The 17,613-nt window shown below is 64.2% G+C and carries 18 protein-coding genes; 11 read left to right on the top strand and 7 right to left on the bottom strand.

Annotated elements, in window-relative coordinates; genetic code table 11:
* Positions 1–7: 7 nt before the first annotated feature.
* From VMF11_06340 to VMF11_06320, 5 genes are all read left to right on the top strand, one after another.
* A complete protein-coding gene (locus VMF11_06340) occupies positions 8–1,294 on the top strand; it encodes an ABC transporter substrate-binding protein (GenBank protein HTU69923.1) in 1,287 nt (428 codons plus the stop codon).
* A 19-nt stretch (positions 1,295–1,313) separates the two neighbouring features.
* Positions 1,314–1,499: a helix-turn-helix transcriptional regulator gene (locus VMF11_06335; GenBank protein ID HTU69922.1), complete on the top strand. Its 186-nt coding sequence runs from the start codon at positions 1,314–1,316 to the stop codon at positions 1,497–1,499.
* Between the two features lie 62 nt (positions 1,500–1,561).
* On the top strand, positions 1,562–2,326 hold the full coding sequence (locus VMF11_06330; protein ID HTU69921.1) for an ABC transporter ATP-binding protein: 765 nt from the start codon (positions 1,562–1,564) through the stop codon (positions 2,324–2,326).
* A complete protein-coding gene (locus VMF11_06325) occupies positions 2,326–3,018 on the top strand; it encodes an ABC transporter ATP-binding protein (protein ID HTU69920.1) in 693 nt (230 codons plus the stop codon). The genes VMF11_06330 and VMF11_06325 overlap by 1 nt, the downstream gene beginning before the upstream one ends.
* Positions 3,019–3,744: 726 nt before the next feature.
* Positions 3,745–4,869 (top strand): Fic family protein, encoded by a 1,125-nt coding sequence (locus VMF11_06320; protein ID HTU69919.1) that lies wholly within the window; start codon positions 3,745–3,747, stop codon positions 4,867–4,869.
* Here the strand turns inward: VMF11_06320 and VMF11_06315 are convergent.
* Together VMF11_06315 and VMF11_06310 are read right to left on the bottom strand one after the other, a co-directional pair.
* A complete protein-coding gene (locus VMF11_06315; protein HTU69918.1) occupies positions 4,866–5,618 on the bottom strand; it encodes an enoyl-CoA hydratase-related protein in 753 nt (250 codons plus the stop codon). The two genes, VMF11_06320 and VMF11_06315, sit on opposite strands and share 4 nt — an antisense overlap.
* 7 nt (positions 5,619–5,625) lie before the next feature.
* The gene (locus tag VMF11_06310; protein ID HTU69917.1) at positions 5,626–6,495 is read right to left on the bottom strand and encodes an NAD(P)-dependent oxidoreductase; all 870 of its coding nucleotides are present in this window, start codon (positions 6,493–6,495) and stop codon (positions 5,626–5,628) included.
* 15 nt (positions 6,496–6,510) lie between these two features.
* On the opposite strand from VMF11_06310, the gene VMF11_06305 reads away from it, so the two are divergent.
* Positions 6,511–7,047, top strand: a complete 537-nt coding sequence (locus VMF11_06305) for a methylated-DNA--[protein]-cysteine S-methyltransferase (GenBank protein ID HTU69916.1) — start codon at positions 6,511–6,513, stop codon at positions 7,045–7,047.
* Here the strand turns inward: VMF11_06305 and VMF11_06300 are convergent.
* Together VMF11_06300 and VMF11_06295 are read right to left on the bottom strand one after the other, a co-directional pair.
* On the bottom strand, positions 6,977–7,705 hold the full coding sequence (locus tag VMF11_06300; protein HTU69915.1) for a hypothetical protein: 729 nt from the start codon (positions 7,703–7,705) through the stop codon (positions 6,977–6,979). The two genes, VMF11_06305 and VMF11_06300, sit on opposite strands and share 71 nt — an antisense overlap.
* Positions 7,689–8,288: a hypothetical protein gene (locus tag VMF11_06295; GenBank protein HTU69914.1), complete on the bottom strand. Its 600-nt coding sequence runs from the start codon at positions 8,286–8,288 to the stop codon at positions 7,689–7,691. The genes VMF11_06300 and VMF11_06295 overlap by 17 nt, the downstream gene beginning before the upstream one ends.
* A 48-nt stretch (positions 8,289–8,336) precedes the next feature.
* On the opposite strand from VMF11_06295, the gene VMF11_06290 reads away from it, so the two are divergent.
* From VMF11_06290 to VMF11_06270, 5 genes are read left to right on the top strand one after another with little or no spacing between them, the layout of a single operon-like run.
* Complete coding sequence (locus VMF11_06290) at positions 8,337–8,660, top strand: DUF962 domain-containing protein (GenBank protein HTU69913.1); 324 nt, start codon at positions 8,337–8,339, stop codon at positions 8,658–8,660.
* Positions 8,657–9,052, top strand: a complete 396-nt coding sequence (locus VMF11_06285) for a protease inhibitor I42 family protein (GenBank protein HTU69912.1) — start codon at positions 8,657–8,659, stop codon at positions 9,050–9,052. Before VMF11_06290 ends, VMF11_06285 begins: the two co-directional genes overlap by 4 nt.
* Before the next feature lie 12 nt (positions 9,053–9,064).
* Entirely contained in the window at positions 9,065–9,841 is a 777-nt protein-coding gene (locus VMF11_06280) for a tryptophan 2,3-dioxygenase family protein (protein HTU69911.1), read from the top strand.
* Positions 9,838–10,986 (top strand): aminotransferase class V-fold PLP-dependent enzyme, encoded by a 1,149-nt coding sequence (locus VMF11_06275; protein ID HTU69910.1) that lies wholly within the window; start codon positions 9,838–9,840, stop codon positions 10,984–10,986. The genes VMF11_06280 and VMF11_06275 overlap by 4 nt, the downstream gene beginning before the upstream one ends.
* Entirely contained in the window at positions 10,983–12,347 is a 1,365-nt protein-coding gene (locus tag VMF11_06270; protein ID HTU69909.1) for an MATE family efflux transporter, read from the top strand. The genes VMF11_06275 and VMF11_06270 overlap by 4 nt, the downstream gene beginning before the upstream one ends.
* On the opposite strand, the gene VMF11_06265 is transcribed toward VMF11_06270, so the two are convergent.
* The 3 genes from VMF11_06265 to VMF11_06255 are packed head-to-tail and all read right to left on the bottom strand — an operon-like array spanning position 12,299 to position 17,608.
* Positions 12,299–12,730: a DUF4383 domain-containing protein gene (locus VMF11_06265; GenBank protein ID HTU69908.1), complete on the bottom strand. Its 432-nt coding sequence runs from the start codon at positions 12,728–12,730 to the stop codon at positions 12,299–12,301. The genes VMF11_06270 and VMF11_06265 overlap by 49 nt on opposite strands.
* Positions 12,727–13,512, bottom strand: coding sequence for an inositol monophosphatase family protein (locus VMF11_06260; GenBank protein HTU69907.1), 786 nt, complete (start codon positions 13,510–13,512; stop codon positions 12,727–12,729). Before VMF11_06260 ends, VMF11_06265 begins: the two co-directional genes overlap by 4 nt.
* On the bottom strand, positions 13,502–17,608 hold the full coding sequence (locus VMF11_06255) for a hypothetical protein (GenBank protein HTU69906.1): 4,107 nt from the start codon (positions 17,606–17,608) through the stop codon (positions 13,502–13,504). The genes VMF11_06260 and VMF11_06255 overlap by 11 nt, the downstream gene beginning before the upstream one ends.
* Positions 17,609–17,613 lie beyond the last annotated feature (5 nt).

Below are 17,613 nucleotides of genomic sequence, written 5' to 3'. Positions count from 1 at the left end.
GGTGTCTATGTCATCGGATTCTTCCCGGCGTTCATTCATTCTCGGAACCGGCGGAGCGGCGCTCGCAGCCGCGACTTCGTCGATTTGGGTCGGTGCCGACGCGGCTGAAGTGATCAAGGTCGGCTTCGTGAGCCCGCGCAGCGGGCCGCTCGGCGGGTTCGGCGAGTGCGACCCGTACGTCGTCGGTCTCGCGCGTAAGGCGCTTGCCGGCGGCCTGGAGGCCGGCGGCAAGCGCTATGCCGTCCAAATCCTCGCTCGCGATTCGCAGTCCGATCCTACCCGCGCGGCGCAGCTCGCCAACGAGCTGATCAGCAAGGAGGGGGTCGACATGATGCTCGCGACCTCCACGCCGGAAAACGTCAATCCCGTTTCGGACGCGTCCGAAGCGGCGGGCGTCCCGTGTCTTTCGACGGTCGTGCCGTGGGAATCGTGGTATTTCGGCCGCGGTGCGAAGCCCGGCCAGCCCTCACCGTTCAAATGGACCTACCACTTCAGTTTCGGCGTCGAAAGCTTTCACGTGTGCTACGTCTCGCAATTTCACGAGCTTCCCACCAACAAAAAGATCGCCGCGCTGTATCCGAACGACGCCGACGGCAACGCCATCCGCGAACACTTGATCCCGCTCCTCGAGAAAGACGGCTTCACGGTCGTCGATCCCGGCGGCTATGAAGACGGCACGAGCGATTATTCCGCGCAGATCGCACGGTTCAAGGCGGAAAACTGCCAGATTTTCAACACCTTCCCGCTCCCGCCGGATTTCGTGACGTTCTGGAACCAAGCGGCGCAGCAAGGCTACACCAAGATGGTGACGATCGCCCAAGTCGCCAAGACCGGCCTCTTCCCATCCGACGTCGAAGCGCTCGGTTCTCTGGGCAATCGCATCGCAACCGCAGACTACTGGCACCCCGATTTCCCGTATAAATCGCCGCTCACCGGCCAGAGCTCGCGCGCACTCTCCGACGATTACACGAAGTCGACCGGCAAGCAGTGGACGCAGCAGCTCGGGGCGTCACTCGCGCTCTTCGACGCGGGCATCGCGGCGCTCAAGAGTTCCGGAGCCCCGAAGACCAAAGCTGCCGTCGCGAAGGCGCTCTCGCGCTTGAACACCGTCACGGTCGACGGCCGCGTCGATTTCACGCACGGCCCGGTTCCGAACGTCGCCGTAATGCCGATTCTCGGCACGCAGTGGTTGAAAAACAAGCCCGGCAGCCGCTTCCCGTTCGAGAACGTTTTGACCGAAAATGCCGGAGACCGCAACGTGCCCGTCCACCACAAACTGCTTCCGTATTCATAGCGATCAGGAGGTCCGCCACGTGTTGAGCCCGCGAGAGCGCGAAGTCGCCGATCTGGTAACGCGCGGTCTGAAGAATCGTGAGATCGCGCAAGAACTCTCCGTAAGCCCCGAAACGGTCAAGCAGCATCTCAGGAATATCCGCGACAAGACGGGGCACAACAAACTCCAACTCGCGATCCACTGGGTCGCTCGGCGGGGGGTGTAGTTCCCGCGTCATCGTAGAGCGGGCGGAAAGGGGCAGCGCGATTTCGGACGTATTTGCGCAACATGAACGATGGCGCGGATGCGTACGTGTTGCAGGCAACCGGAATCGCCAAGTCCTTCTCCGGCTTCATGGCGCTCGACGGACTCACGCTCTCGGTCCGCTCCGGGGCAATTCACGCGATCATCGGCCCGAACGGCGCCGGGAAGACGACCCTTTTGGGCGTGCTCTCGGGATTCGTGCGCCCAACCGCCGGAGAGGTTCGCTTCGCGGGCGTCGAGATCACGCATGCCGGCGCAGCCGAAATCGCGCAGATGGGTATGGTGCGCAGTTTTCAGATCACCAGCATCTTTGCGCACATGACCGCGCTCGAGAACGTCAAGGTCGCCTTGCAGGCGCGCACCAACCTTTCGCGCCGCCTGCTGGCGGGAAGCCGCGTGACGGCGGTCCTCGACGAGCCGGCGCGCGATGCATTGCACGTCGCCGGACTCGATGACGACCGCAACACCGTCGCCGCGAATCTGCCATACGGAAAGAAGCGCGGGCTCGAGCTCGCGATTGCGATCTCGCAAGACCCGAGCGTTCTTCTGCTCGACGAGCCGACGGCCGGGATGGGCGCCGAAGACATCGGTCCGACGATCGAATTGATCCGCCGCGTTTCGCGCGACCGCACCGTCGTCTTGGTCGAGCACAATCTGCGCGTCGTGGAACACCTGTGTGACCGGGTCAGCGTGCTCGAACGCGGCAAGGTGCTCACCGAAGGCGGATATGCCGAAGTTCGCGCCGATCCGCGTGTGGTCGAGGCCTACCTCGGCGCGGGGAGACACTGATGCTTAGCGTCCGCGACGTTCATACCTACTATGACGAGTCGCACGTGCTGCACGGGATGAGCTTCGATTTGCGCGACGGCGAGGTTGCGACGCTCATCGGCCGCAACGGTGTCGGCAAAACGACGACCCTGCGCTCGATCATGGGCATCGTTCGGCCGCGCAGCGGTTCGATCGTACTCGACGGTAACGAATTATGCGCGACTCCTTCCGATCGCATCGCGCGCAGCGGGATCGCGTACGTCCCCGAAGAGCGCGGCATCTTCTCGACCCTCAACGTGCGCGAGAACCTGCTCTTTGCGCCGGCGCTCGCGCCGGGCGGATGGACGCTGGACCGGATCTTCGACGCCTTCCCGAACCTCAAGGAGCGCGCGTCGGCAGTGGGCACGACGCTCTCGGGCGGCGAGCAGCAGATGCTCGCGATCGCGCGCGCGCTGCGCTCGGGTGCGAAAACGATTCTCTTGGACGAACCGACCGAGGGCCTCGCGCCGGTGATCGTCGAGCGCATCGGCGAGATCGTGCGCCGGATGAAGGCGGCAGGCATCTCCGTGCTCTTGGTCGAGCAGAACGTGCGCTTCGCCGCCGCGGTCGCGGATCGTCACCATATCGTGGTACACGGCCGCGTCGAGCAGGTACTGGACACCGCCGATTTGGTCGCGCGCGAGAGCGATCTGCTCGAATTCCTCGGCGTATAGCGCGCTCTTGTCATCCCGAGCCCTTCGACTCGCTGCGCTCGCTAGAGGACAAGCTCCGCGCAGCGTAGTCGAAGGAAGCGTCACACATCAATTGCTCGACGAAGCGCCATCGCCGATCGCGAAGAGGACGCTCGTCGCGTCCTTCGAGGCACTCGCGCTGCGCGCTCGTGCACCTCAGGATGACCGTTGCTCCGTCACCCGCAGGTGCGAGCCGAAGGCGATGCTCCGTCACCCGCAGGTGCGAGCCGAAGGCGATGCTCCGTCACCCGCAGGTGCGAGCCGAAGGCGATGCTCCGTCACCCGCAGGTGCGAGCCGAAGGCGTTGCTCCGTCACCCTGAGGTGCGAGCCGAAGGCGAGGCTCCGTCACCCGCAGGTGCGAGCCGAAGGCGATGCTCCGTCACCCTGAGGTGCGAGCCGAAGGCGATGCTCCGTCACCCGCAGGTGCGAGCCGAAGGCGAGCCTCGAAGGGTCGCATCCTGCGAATGGCGCAAAACTTCGAGCCTTCGCTTATCAGAAGGGCCCGCAATCTTTAACCAGCGACTGCCAAACTAATATTTATGATATAGTCTTTAATTATGGCCACGGTAATTAAAGGCTACTGGCCCGGGGCTGGGCCCCTCACCGGGCTGTCCCGCCGCGATCGGCAGGGCTGTGACTATACCGCCTACGTCCCAGATCGCCTCATGGAACGTCAGTTTACGATTTCTGCCCGAGAAGCAGCCGACGTGGCTGACGCCGAGCTTGCAATCGCCCGTCTCGACCAATCCGCAAGCGCCCTAGCCGACACCGAGGCCCTCGCGCGGCTGCTCCTCCGCGCGGAGTCCGTCAGTTCTTCAAAAATCGAAGGGCTCGAAGTCGGCGCGCGCCGATTACTACGCGCCGATATCGCGCGTGTACGGAATGAAGATCCACACGACGTCACCGCCGCGGAAGTGCTCGGAAATGTCGACGCCATGCATTATGCGCTCGAAGCTGTCGATCGGAGCAGCGAGATCACGCGCGACCTACTGCTCGACGTTCACCGGCGCCTCATGCAACCGACGTCGCTGCATCATCTCGGTGGCGTCGTCCGAACGACGCAAAATTGGATTGGCGGCAGCTCGCATAATCCGTGCTCTGCTGCGTTCGTCCCACCGCCGCCGCAATACGTTGACGAGTTACTGGCCGACCTTTGCGCGTTTTGCAATTCCGACTCGACGCCGGCGGTCATGCAAGCGGCGATCGCGCACGCGCAATTTGAGACGATTCATCCCTTCGCCGATGGAAACGGCCGCGTTGGGCGCGCGCTCGTTCACATGATTTTTCGCCGGCGCGGTCTCACCACCGTTATCACGCCGCCGGTCTCGCTCGTCCTCGCCACCATGGCGGATGACTACGTCGCCGGCCTCACCGCGACGCGTTACGTCGGCAACGCAACATCGGCTCCGGCGCTCGAGGGACTTAATCGGTGGATTGCAACATTTTCGTCGGCTTGCACCCGCTCCGTCAACGACGCCGTCGCCTACGAGCAACGCATCGCGACACTTCAAGCGCAGTGGCGCGAGCGTATCGGACACGTGCGGTCCGACTCAGCGGTTTTCCGCCTGATGCGGGCCCTTCCCGGAAGTCCGGTCGTCACCGCCGCCTCGGTCGTAAAGCTCATCCGTTGTTCGCTCCCCGCGGCGATCAGCGCGCTCGAGCGCTTGGCGAAGGCGAATATCCTCAGCGCCCTCTCCGATCGCAAGCGGCGTCAAGTTTTCGAAGCGCGCGAGGTGATCGCCACGTTCACGGCTCTTGAACGGCAACTCGCCTCACCCGCCGGTAATACGACGATCGCGAAGCGCCGCGCGCCCGGTTCCGCGGGCGCTTAGCGGGCGAGAAACTTCATGAAGGCGGCGCGCGCCTCGTCGGTGGTCAGCGCCGCGGCGAATTCGGCGCTCTCGTCGTCCATCGCGCGCGCGACCAGATCGGCGAAGCGCGCTTTGAGAAGCCGCTTTGTCGTCATCAGCGCGTTGCGCGGTAATTCGGCGAGCTGCCCGCACATCAGCGCGACCGCGCCGTCGACGTCCTCGTCGTCGGTGACCCGCGTGATCAGACCCAACTCGTGCGCCTCGTCCGCACCGAACTGCTCGCCCGAGAGCATCAACCACGACGCGCGCATCCGGCCGGCGATCAACGGAAGGAGCACGCTCGAGCCGGCTTCCGGAACGAGGCCGAGCTTCACGAAAGGAAGGGCGAACCGCGCCGTGCGCCCCGCGACGATCGCGTCGCAATGCATCAGCATCGTCGTGCCGATGCCGATCGCAACGCCTTTGACGCCAGCCAGCAGGGGCTTGGGAAATGAAACCAGCGTCCGCAGAAATTTCATCACCGGCATGTCGGCGCCGTGCGATGCCGCCAGGAAACCGCCGCCGAGAAAATCCGCGAGGTCGTTTCCGGCGGTAAAATCTCTCCCGCCGTAGATCCCGACCGCGCGCACCTCGTCGTCGCGCGCGGCATCGTCGAGCGCATCGACCATCGCCTGATACATCGCGACCGTGATCGCGTTCTTCTTCTCGGACCGGTTCAACCGGATCGACGCCACCGCGCCGTCTTTACTGTAGAGGATATGGTCGCTCATATGTTTCTCACCACGGAAGCGGAAGGAGCTTGGTTTTCGAGCGTGCGATGACGTCGTCCGGCACGAAGAAGTCGGGCGCGAGCAACGCGTTCGGATCGTGCGCGTAGGGCGAGAAGTCGGTGACGCCTTCGCTTCGCAGCACCTCTTCGTCGATGAAGAAGTTCCCGGTGCATTCCGTGCTCGAACGATGCAGAATCGCGATCGCCGCGTCGGCGACGATCTCGGGCTTACGCGACGACTTCGCCATCGCTTCACCGCCCAGCAGGTTGCGTACCGCGGCGGTGTCGATCGTGGTCAGCGGCCAGAGCGAGTTGACGGCGATTCCGGCATCTTTGAGCTCGGCCGCCATTCCGAGCGTGCACATCGACATGCCGAACTTCGCCATCGTGTATGCCACGTGGTTCTTGAACCATCGCGCCTGCATGTCGAGCGGCGGCGCAAGGTTCAGGATGTGCGGGTTGGCAGCCTTGCTCAGATGCGGGATCGTGAGCTTCGAACAGAGGAACGTTCCGCGGGCGTTGATCTGGTTCATCAGGTCGTAGCGCTTCATGTCGGTCTGGGTCGTCGGCGTCAACGCGATCGCGCTCGCGTTGTTGACGCACCCGTCGATCCCGCCGAAACGCTCGACCGTCTTGGTCACCGCATCCTGCACCTGTTCCTCGAAGCGGATGTCGCACTGCAGCGCAAGCGCCTTACCGCCGGCGGCTTCGATCTCTTGCGCGGCGGTGAAGATCGTTCCCGGCAGCTTCGGGTTGGGCTCGGCGGTCTTGGCCGCTATGGCAACGTTCGCGCCCTCGCGCGCCGCACGCAACGCGATCGCGAGGCCGATGCCGCGGCTCGCGCCGGTAATGAACAGTGTTTTCCCTGCCAGTGACATAACACTCATTATCGAATGACGACTGACCTGCTCCTTCCCACGCCCTTCGGTGCGCCGTTATTCCTACGCGCCGAGCAGGAGCGTATCGTCGTCTGCGCGTTCCGTCCGCGCGCCCGTGCGCGAACCGCTCCGCTGCGCGACCCGCTCCTGCGCGAAGCGCGAGCTCAACTGCGCGCCTATTTCAAAAGAAGGCTGCGGCGCTTCGATCTTCCGCTCAGGCTCGAAGGCACGCGCTTTATGGTCACGGTGTGGGAGCTGGTCGCGCAGCTCGAATTCGGCGAGCTGATCTCGTACGGCGACGTCGCCCGGGCGATCGGCGCACCGCTCGCGCACCGCGGCGTCGCCGCCGCCATGGCACGCACGCCCTACGATCTGCTGATTCCGGCGCATCGCGTGATCGGCGCGGACGGACGGATCAAAGGCGCCGGGCCGAACTCCCTGCGCCGCCGATTGCTCGCATTTGAAGGCATCGTTTTGTCAACTACCGGATCAAGTCGCGCCATTCGATCACCGGGCCGATGCCCACGTTGCGATCCGCGGCCTCGCCGCTGAGCGGATACCGCGCGGTGAAGTTCAACGTGCGCACACCGAAAAGCCACTGCGTATGCCCATGCGTGATGCCGTACTCCAGTGAAGCGTCGATCTCGGAGGCGCGCTCGGGCCGGATCGTATCGGGCGCACCGTCCAAGAAGACGTAGACGTCCGATCCGCTCAAATACGGTGCGGTTCCGAAGAGCGCTTCGACGAAGCGTTGCTTTGCCAGCGGCCGGCGATAGCGCAGCACGTACCGCGCGCCGGCCAGCCGTGATGACACCGTTTGCGCTTTTGCCGGCAGCGGCGTGCGCTGATTGTAGATCGTCTCACCGAAACCGGCCCACGCGTAGCCGCGAGCGTCGAGCGCGTACTCCGCGTCGCCGTTGAAAATCCCGAGCGCCGGCGTCGCCTGTCCGTATGCGGCCGAAGGGCGGGTGCCGGGAATACTCACCACCGGAATTCCTTCGACGTGCAGCGCGAAACGTCGAAATCCGGCGTGCACCTGCAGCAGCGGCCCGGCGCCGATGCCGTATTCACTTCCGGTTACGTCGCGATGCACCCCGACCAGCGCGAGTCCCTGAATGCCGACGTATGAATACGACGGCGTTGCGGCCGTCGTGAGGAGCATGGCGAGCGCCGCCAGCGCGCGTCGCGCGGAACTAATTTCTTGCCGCATCGACCAGCACCACGCCGCGCTCGCCGGAATTGCGCATCGCACGCACCGCCGCCAGTGCAGCGCCGATCGGTTGCGCCGGATCGAGCGCCTGACTGACGGTGAAACCGGTTCGCTCCTTCGCCTGCTGGTCGATCGGGTCGCGCAGGATCGGGGGAAGCATCGGGTACTTGTCGATCAGGCCGAGGATGGGTCCGGCCTTGGCTTCGAACGTCGACGGATCGAGCGCGACAACGACGAGCGCGTGCGTCTTCCCATCGATCGCGTGGGTGAAGATTTGGAATTCGACGCCCATCGCCTTCGCGCGCGTGTGCGCAGCATCCATGCTCGAACCGCTTGCCGCGACCGCATATCCGGGCGGCGGGTTCGCGGTGAGGCCCTGCAGCCACATATCGAGTTGATCCATCGACGCGGGCGATTCGGCGATGACTTCGTGAGGCCTCGCCCGCAAGATCGTGCTCGGGGTGTAGAGCGGAAAGCCGATCGGATTGGTTGCCTGGGGAGACGGTGAGGACGTCGACTGGGCGGACTGCGAGCAGCCGCCCAGCAAGAGGATCAGCGCGGCCACGCCGAGAGCTCGTTCCATGCGCGTCGCTTCGAGGAGAAGGCGCTCGGACCCCCGTATGCCAGGCCTATGAGTTTCGAGGAGTTCTGGCCGCGTTATCTGCTGGCGCACAGCGATCCGCGCACGCGCGCCTTACACGTCGCCGGAACGATTGCCGCAACCACGCTCGTACTCGGCTCGCTCGCAATGCGCAAACCGTGGCTCGCCGGCGTGGGGCTCGTCGCCGGATACGGACCCGCGTGGTTCTCGCACGCGTTCATCGAACACAATAAACCCGAAACCTTCCGCGCGCCGTTTGCCTCGCTGCGCGGCGATTATTTGATGGCCTGGCACGTTCTGCGCGGATCGATCAACGAAGAGATCGCGCGCACCCAAGGAGTCCACCACACATGAAGCGATTCTCGATCGCACTGCTCGTTGCACTCGCGCTCGGGTTCTCACCGGCCGGGGCATCGATCAATCCGCATTCTCCGGTCTTTATCGACACCGACGCCGCGAGCGGTATTACCGTCAAGGCGGGCGAGGATTTTTTCATCGCGCTCCAATCGAACGCGTCGACCGGATACAGCTGGACGCAGACGCTCCCCAGCGACCTGATCGTCGCCTATGAAGGCAACGTGACCCAGCCGCCGGAGCAGGCAATGCCGGGTGCTCCCGGTCAGCAGATCTTCATCTACCACGCGAACCGCACCGGGACGGCGACGATCGTGCTGAGCTACAGCCGTCCGTTCGAGCCCGACGCGCCGCCGGCGAAGACGCTGACCTACACGGTCACCGTCCAATAGTGGGCCGCTGAGTTGCCCGATCGGCTCTCGTACGGCTCGTACCTGAAGGTCGACGAGCTGCTCGGACTGCAACATCCGCTCTCGCGCCCCGAGCATCATGACGAGATGCTCTTCATCGTCATCCACCAGGTCTATGAGCTGTGGTTCAAGCAGCTTTTGCACGAACTCGATGCGACGATCGCGGCGCTCGACCGTGACGATCTCTTGCGTGTCTCGAAGTATTTCCGCCGGGTTCACACGATTCAGCGCCTGCTCGAATCGCAGATCGACGTGCTCGAAACGATGACGCCGCACGAGTTCAACCAATTTCGCGACAACCTCAATCCGGCCAGCGGCTTTCAGTCGGTGCAGTTCCGGGAAATGGAATTTCTCTGCGGGGTGCGCCGGACCGATACGCTGGCCCACATCGACATGGACGAGACACAGCGCGCGCGCCTGCAGGCGCGCCTCGCAGCCCCCTCGCTCTACGACCGGGTCAAGGCGCTTCTCACACGCCGCGGCTACGCGGTGGAACCGAGCGCGGCGCTGGTCGAGAGCATGCGGCTCATCTACGCCGATGCCGACGCAAACTACGATCTCTATCTCTTGATGGAAGATCTGATCGAATTCGACGAACGGTTTCTGCTCTGGCGCGGCCGGCACGTGCGCATGGTCGAGCGGATGATCGGGCAGCGCACGGGCACCGGCGGATCGTCGGGTGCACACTACCTGCAAGGAACACTGGTGCACCGCTTCTTCCCCGAACTGTGGGAAGTACGGACCTATTTGGGCAAAGGATCGTACGCTTGAGCACACTGACGACACAGGCCCTGCATCGCGACGAGTTCCCGATCTTGGCGAACGCGACGTACTTGGTGAGTCATTCGATGGGCGCGGCACCGCTCGGCGCGAAAGCCGCCCTCGCCGCCTATTGGGATGAGTGGGCGAGCGACGGTCCGCAGGCCTGGGAACGGTGGATTCCGCGCATCGCAGCGATCGCCGACGGCATCGGCTCGCTGATCGGCGCTGCGCCGGGCAGTGTTTTTCTCGGACCGAACGTCTCGGTGCTCCAAGCCGCGCTTGCAACCTCGCTGAGTTTCTCGACCGAACGCAACGAGGTCGTGTACGAAGCGCTGCAATTCCCATCGCTGACCTACGTCTGGCGCGAGTGGGAGCGCTATGGGGCGAAGACCGTCGTCGTTCCCTCGCCGGACGGCCGAACGATTCCGACCGAAAGCATCATCGCCGCGATCACCGAGCGTACCGCGATCGCCGTGATCTCGCACGCCTACTATGTTTCCGGGGCGATCGCCGACGTGCGCACGATCCAGGCCCACTGCCGTCGCGTCGGCGCGCTGCTCTGCCTCGACGCGTATCAGACGACGGGGACCTATCCCTACGACGTGCGCGAATGGGATCTCGACGTCGTCACCGGCGGTTCGCACAAATGGTTGTGCGGCGGCCCCGGCTGCGGCTGGATCTACGTCAAGCCGGAGCTGCGCGATCTCTTTCGCCCCGCCGTTACCGGCTGGATGGCGCATGCGCAGCCGTTCGATTTTGAAGACGCGCCGATTCGCTATGCCGATTCCATGTATCGCTTCGCGCACGGCACGCCCACGATCCCGGGCTACGTCGTGGCCGAATGCGGGCACAAGCTGATCGCACAGATCGGCATCGGCCGCATTCGCGAACACAACCTGCGGTTGACGACGCGGCTTGCGGATGCGGCGCTCGAGCGCGGGTTGCGGGTCAATACGCCGCTCGACCCGCCGGCGCGCACCGGCTGGATCGGCATCGACTTCGACGGCGCCGATCGCGTCTGCCGCGCGCTGATTGCGCGCCGCGTCTTCATCGACTACCGTCCCGGTTGCGGGCTGCGCGTGAGCCCGCACTTCTACACGACCGACGACGAGATCGAACGCTTTTTCCGCGAGCTGGATGCGCTTCGACGATGACCGCCGCCGACTCGATGATCGTCGATCACACCAAGATAGGCGCCGCGCTGCGGCGCCTATCGCTGCCTCTTGCCCTGCAGATGCTGGGCGACCAACTGCTCGGCGTGGTCGACACGATCGCGATCGGCTACATCAGCACCGGTGCGCTCGCGGGCGTGACCGCGGCCACGACGGTCTTCTTCGCGTTGATCTTGCTGATCAACGGATTGTGGAGCGGCCTCGGGATCATCGCCGCCCAGCGTATCGGCGCGCACGACGTGGACGGCTTCGCGCGCACGGTGCGCGCCGGTTGGGTCGTCCCCGGGATCGCTGCGATGCTGTTGACCGGCGCGAGCGTGTTCGGTGCGGAGCCGCTGCTCCACCTCATGCTCGGCAATCTGCCGAGCGTGCACGCCAGCGCAGCCTACCTCGTCCTGCGTTGCGCGTCGCTCGTCCCGATCGATGTTTCGGCCACGCTCATCGTCGGTCTCGGCGCGGCCGGAAATCGCAAGCTGGGCGTCTACATTCTCGGTGTGATCAACCTGATCCACATTCCGCTGCTGGCGGTGTTGGCTCTGGGATGGCTCACCCACCGTCCGTTCGGCATCGTCGGGGCGGGAATCTCGACGCTCACCTCCGAGACGATTGCCGCGCTCTTCGCCCTGATGTACGTCGCGCGCAAACCGGTATACCGGATCTTCGCGCAGCGCACCGTCGATCTTGCACTGGCGCTGCGCTGCGCGTGGCTCGGACTGCCGGAGAGCGTGTTCGGTTTTGCGATCGCCGCGCCCGACGTCGCGGTCGTCGCGATGCTGGCGCCGCTCGGTGCAACCGTCGTGGCGGCATTTCGCGCGCTCAACGTCGTCTCCGACTTGACCTTCGTCGTGCCGGTTCCATTGCAGAGCGCGACGCAAACCGTCATCGGTCAGCGCATCGGCGCACGCGATCCGGCCGGAGCGAAATCATTTCTGCACCGCGCGCTCAACGCCGCGCTGGTCGTGACGACGATCACCGGCGTCCTGGTTGCGCTCGCCTCGTGGCCGCTCGCCTATCTCTTCACGATGAATGCGGCGGTAGCGTCGGTCGCCGCGCTGCCGATCGCCGTTCACATGATCACCTTGCCGCTCAAGGGTTGGGCCATGGTCGCGCTCGCGCCCATTCGCGCCGCCGGTGATACGAAGTTTTCGATGGCGGTCGGTCTGGTGTGCGGGCTGCTCGTCTTGCCGATCGCCTGGCTTGCGATCGAGCGTCTGCGGATCGGTCTCTACTCGGTCCCGGTTGCCTGGATCATTGCCTGGAGCGTGCGCGTGGCACTGACGGCGCGCAAACTGCGCTACTCCGCCGGCGCCTGGACTTCTTCCATTATCGAACCCCGCCCGTAGCCGCCGTATGCCGCGACGATCGCGACCAACACATACAATGCGACGTCCCAGCCGTAGATCGGCGCCGCGCCGAAGAGCGTGTTCGTGATCGGAATCGCGCCGAGAACGATCAATACGAGCGCGATCCAGACGAGGCTGCGGCTATAGACGACGGCCGCTCGAAAACGCGCGCCCGCGACCAAACCCCAGATCCCGAAAAGGAGATACAAGACGTCGAGCGCGGCGTTGACCGGGAAGATTCCAAAGAGCATTCGATACCCGGCATCGAGCGTGATCACGGGTGCGTCGAAGGCCGCCGCCGGCGCAACCCACGGCAAGAAGCCGGCTACACCGAAAACGAGAAAGATCAAGCCGACGATACGCGCGATCAGCGCTGCATTCATGGCCTCTGCTTATCTCCGTCCGCGAGCACGCCCTGCAGTTCGGCGTGGATTCGGCCGTTGCTGGCGAGAATGCTGCGCGCATCGAGCGCGCTCGGACCACCGTCGACACGGCTGACCGATCCGCCCGCTTCGCGCACCAGCAGGGTGCCGGCGGCAACGTCCCACGGACTCAAGTCGAATTCCCAAAACCCGTCGAAACGCCCGCACGCGGTGAATGCTAAATCCAGCGCCGCCGATCCGTCGCGCCGCACGCCTTGCGCGCGCGCCGACACACGTGCGAAGAAGTCCGCGTTGCGTTCGAAATCCGCCGGATGAAAGCCGGTGCAGAGCAGTGCGTCGCCGACGCGATCGATTCTCGAGACCGCGATCGGCCGGTCGTTCAGACGCGCGCCGCCGCCGTGTTCGGCGGCAAAACACTCACCGAGTGCCGGAGCGTACACGATACCGGCAAGCAATTCGCCGCCGCGCTCGTAGGCGATCGAGATGCTGTAGACCGGATAGCCGTGCGCGTAGTTCGTGGTGCCGTCGAGCGGGTCGACGATCCAGCGCTCGTCGCTGGTACCGGGCGCGCTGCCGCTCTCTTCGGCCAGGATCGCGGCGTGCGGAAAATCGGCCCGCAAGCGCGCGATCACCACGCGTTCGCTGGCGCGATCGGCGGCGGTCACGAGGTCTGCCCGGCGGCCCTTCTCGCGGATCTCGAGCGGCAAATGCGCGTGCTCGAGCAGCGCCGCCGCGCCCTCGCGCGCGGCCGCGAGGGCGGTAGTCAGAGGATTAATTCGCAATCAACGTATACGTTAGCGTGATGATCTGAGCGGTGATCGGATCACTCGGCCCGATCGAGACCTCGTAGCTGTTGATGATGTCGTACGGCGTCGAGCTGTAGGTCTCCGGCGCCGTTGCCAGCTCGAGCATCGTCGAGGTAGGCACCACCGTATAGGCGGTCGTCAGGAACGACATGCCGGTCGCGCTGGTGGAATGCGACTGGTCGACCTCGGTCTGCAACTCGTTCGTCGGCGAGCCTGAGGTGTTGGTCGGATTCGCATTCGCTTCGACGTAGAGATCGAGATTGTGTCCGGAAGAGGTCGTACCCGTATAGTACATGCTGGCGCGCACGACGTCTTGGAACGTGAAGCTCTGATTGTTCGCGATATTGCCGAAGTCGATCGTGTTGCCCGAGAAGGCACAGGTATTGCCGCAGTTGACCACCGGGGTCGAACCGCCCGGCCCCGGATTCGACGGGTCTACGACCACGTCGAGCCCGATGCTGAACTGCTCGTTGATCTCGTCGCTGCCGAGCCACGCCGTTCCGGCCGCGGTCGTGCCGTTGATCGTCGCGGGGAAGACGTAGCTGTCGCTCTCCTCCTCCGGGTTGGTCATCGTCTTGGTCGCCGGGAAGTTCACGTAGAGGGTGTAGCCGGCCTTGAAATTGGTGCACGTGATGTAGATCTGGCCGTTCGCCCCGCCCGACGTGGCGTTGTAGGTGTCGGCCGCCGTCGTGTTGACGGTGCACGTCGGATTGTTCGCGCCCGCATAGGTAAGCGTGATCGTTCCGGCGGTATCGATATTCGGGATCTCCCAATAATTCGTGCCGTCGTACGCGTTCTGCCCGTTGATGTCGGTACCGGGCAGCGTGATTGCAATCGAGGTGATGTTGGTGCTCTTGCTCGTGTTTTCGATCGCGTACTGGTAGTCGTTGGGGCTGCTGCCGATCGTGGGCGTCGTATTCGACGCGACGGCGGTTCCGTCGACCTCGTTGAACCAGACCGACGCGGACGCGGAGGCGACGGCGAGCGACATCGTCTGTTTATCGGACCATCCGCCACCGTTGATGCCATGGGCGTACATGTACCACGTCAGCGTACCGTTCGTGTTGAAGTTCGAGAACGAGAGGCCCGAGACCGTGATCGAGCCGCCCGGTTTGATCGCGTCGTGCTCGGTTCCGCATGTTGCGGGGTTGCCGAGGGTGGGATACTTCGCGGTCAGCGGGAAACCGGGGCCGCCGCTTGCGGTCGGCGGACCGCTGTACGTCCCGGTGTTCGAGCCATTGGTGAATTGCGTCGCGCACAGACCGAACCAGTACTGCGTGGTCGTCGCGCCGTTCGGCTTGTAGGCACCGAGATAGCTCCAACCCGGAGCACTGATCGTCATTCCCGTCGTGCTGAGCGTATAGCCGGTCGAGGGCGCTTCGAGAACGAGCGCGTCGATCGAATCCGGATTGGCATCCACCGCCGTCGAGGTATTGGTGTAGACGAACCCGAGCGTCGCCGTCGAGCCGTTCCCAACCGTGTCCGGGTCGAAGTACGCGGTCATGTCGTTGGCAATGAGCGAATACTGTCCAACCGAAAGGGCGTCGAGATTCGTATAGAGGCCGTCGGGGGTGGAAATGCTTTCCGAGGCGGGCGTCAGCTGGAACCACTGCGAGCCGTCGTAGGCGAGCACTTGCAGGTCTTGGAACGGGAAGCTTTGCAGCGTCGGCGTCTGGTAGATCGTGATCGTGTCGCTCTTACCTTTGGCGATATTCCCGCCGTCGTAGCAGATCGTCGCCGCGCGGAAGTTGTTCGGGCAGGTCGCAAAGCCCCATCCGTTGCCGCCCGGAAGCGCGAGCCAGCTTTGATCATGCAGCACCGGCGGATAGACGACGGCGACTTCGGTGATGTTGTTGGTGTCGGTCGAGTTCGTGATCGTGAGCGCGTCGACGTCCATGTTGGTACCGCCGTAGTCGCCCACCGCGCCGATCGGACTGTCGTAAGGTGAGGTTTCGGCGTAATCCGCCTGCTCGAAGTAGTCCTGGAACCAATGCGCGTTGACGAACGGCGGCGTGTAGGGCGAGGCAAGATCGTTGAGCGCAGACTCGTTGTACGATCCGATGATCGCGAAGCTTGCAGTCCCGGAAGCCGTCGCGCTGGCGTTGCGGAAATAGACCGGAACCCACGCAAGCGTGTCCGATGGACAGGATCCCTGTCCATAGATGCACGACCAATGCAAGCCGTGCTGCGGCAATTCCGAGGTGAGACCCTGGCACGAATTGCCGCACGTGCTCGCGGCGGCGTCGAACCAGTAGAGCCCATCAACCTCGACGTATTCGCCCGGCGTCAGAAAGACGGATCCGCCGGATGGCGCGTCGGCTTCGATCGTACATTCGCCTGACGTCGTCAACGTGGTGGTGCTGCACGTAATCGTGACCGGCCAGGTGTTACCGTTCTCGTCGGTTCCCGTCGTGCTGCACACCGTACTGCACGGCGCGGTCGCGCTGGTACCGACCATGATGCCGTTTCCGCTGCCGCCTCCGCTCGGATTGAAGTCGTTGCCGCTGGAGAACGAGACCTTGGCCAGGTTGTCGCCGTAGCCGTTGAACACCGTGCTGCTCGCGTTGGTGATCCGCAGTCCGGCATCGACCGCCGTGCCGCCCGGCGTGAGCGCCATCGAGGTTTCGAGCGTTCCGCTCGCGTTGAACTGCGTCGAGGTCGAGTAGCCGAGAATCTGGAACGATTGCGACGCGCTGACCGTCTTGCTCGTGGTGTTGTAGAGCTGCACCACCCACGATTTCGCGGGATACCGGCCGGGAGGTTCGATATACGATTGGCCTGCGCCGCCCGAGAGATCGTCGAAGGTGAAGATGTTCGATCCGTCGCTGCCCGTAATCGTGCCGTTTGCCGTGCCGACGACCTGGCCTTGCGGATCGGAGAGCGTCCACAAGTAATTGGTGCCGTTTTGCAATCCCGAGACCGTGGTCTTGATGCCGGTCACCGATTCGTCGGCGGGTCCCGGCGCGGCGCCGCCATCCCACGCAAGGATCGTCGACGGCGTCGCGGCGATCGGCGGAGCCGGTGAGGGGTTCGAGTTCGCTCCGGAATCATCGGGATACGACGCGAGCACGATGCCGGTCGAGCCCGTTAGCGAGACCTGCACCTGTCCCAGGCGCTGACCCTGGGTGAGATCGTACACCTCGACCGAATAATTGCCCGCCGGATCGCTCGAACTGATCGGCCAGGTGACGGAGAGATCGCCGCCCGGCGCCTGAACGCCGGAGGACGCGGTCAAATCGCAAAGCTGGCTCGAGCTGTAGGTGTACGGCGACGGCGTCGGAACCGGCGCCATGAAGATGCAGTTCGGATTGACGCCGGTTTCGTGGACGCCCACGACGTAGTAATCCGATTGCGCCACGTTCTGCAGATAAATGTACGCATCGGGGCTGTCGGCGGCGTCGAACTGGTAGGTCTGAGAGGAGTGGTATGGGTCCGAAAAGACCTCGAGCGTAAAGACCTGGCCGGCATTGACGTAAACGACCGCGATCCACTCGGACTTGGTGACGTCGTAGGTGCCGAAGATGTAGGTTCCGTCCTCGGTCATTTCCGTCGTGTTCGAAGGGCCCGTTGTAGCGGTGTACGGATCCTCCGGCCTTCTCCCCGTTGTGCCAACCGCGGTTGCGCTGCTGGTCAGCTCGTTGCCGTTTTCCGCCGCGATGTAGTAATCTTGTTTGCTGTCGGTGGCGGGCAGGTTGATCGCCTGCCACGTTATCGTGCAATCCACCGGGAAGATATCGCCGAGCGCGCCGCCGCAGGACGTGCCGGTGATGTCGATCGTCGCACCGCTGGCCGCCATGATATGGAAATGCCCGGCTTTGAGCCCCTTCGGTGTCACCGTGTTCATCGACGTGCGCATCGGCAACCGCGGCAGACGCGAAAGGGGTACGACCGTTCCGGGCGGCACAGCACCGACGTACGCACCGTTCGGCGGCATGGTCGCCATCGCTCGCGCCGGCGCAAGCACCGCGCTTGCGACGGGAACCGGATGAACCGGCGCGACGGGAGCGACCCCAAGCCGCGGATCGGCAAATGCCGCCGTTGCTACGGCGACGAACGAGACGATCGCAAACACCCACG

This window comes from Candidatus Baltobacteraceae bacterium (assembly GCA_035502855.1).
GTDB lineage: Bacteria > Vulcanimicrobiota > Vulcanimicrobiia > Vulcanimicrobiales > Vulcanimicrobiaceae > Aquilonibacter.
This window is presented reverse-complemented; position numbering and strand designations above follow the sequence as displayed.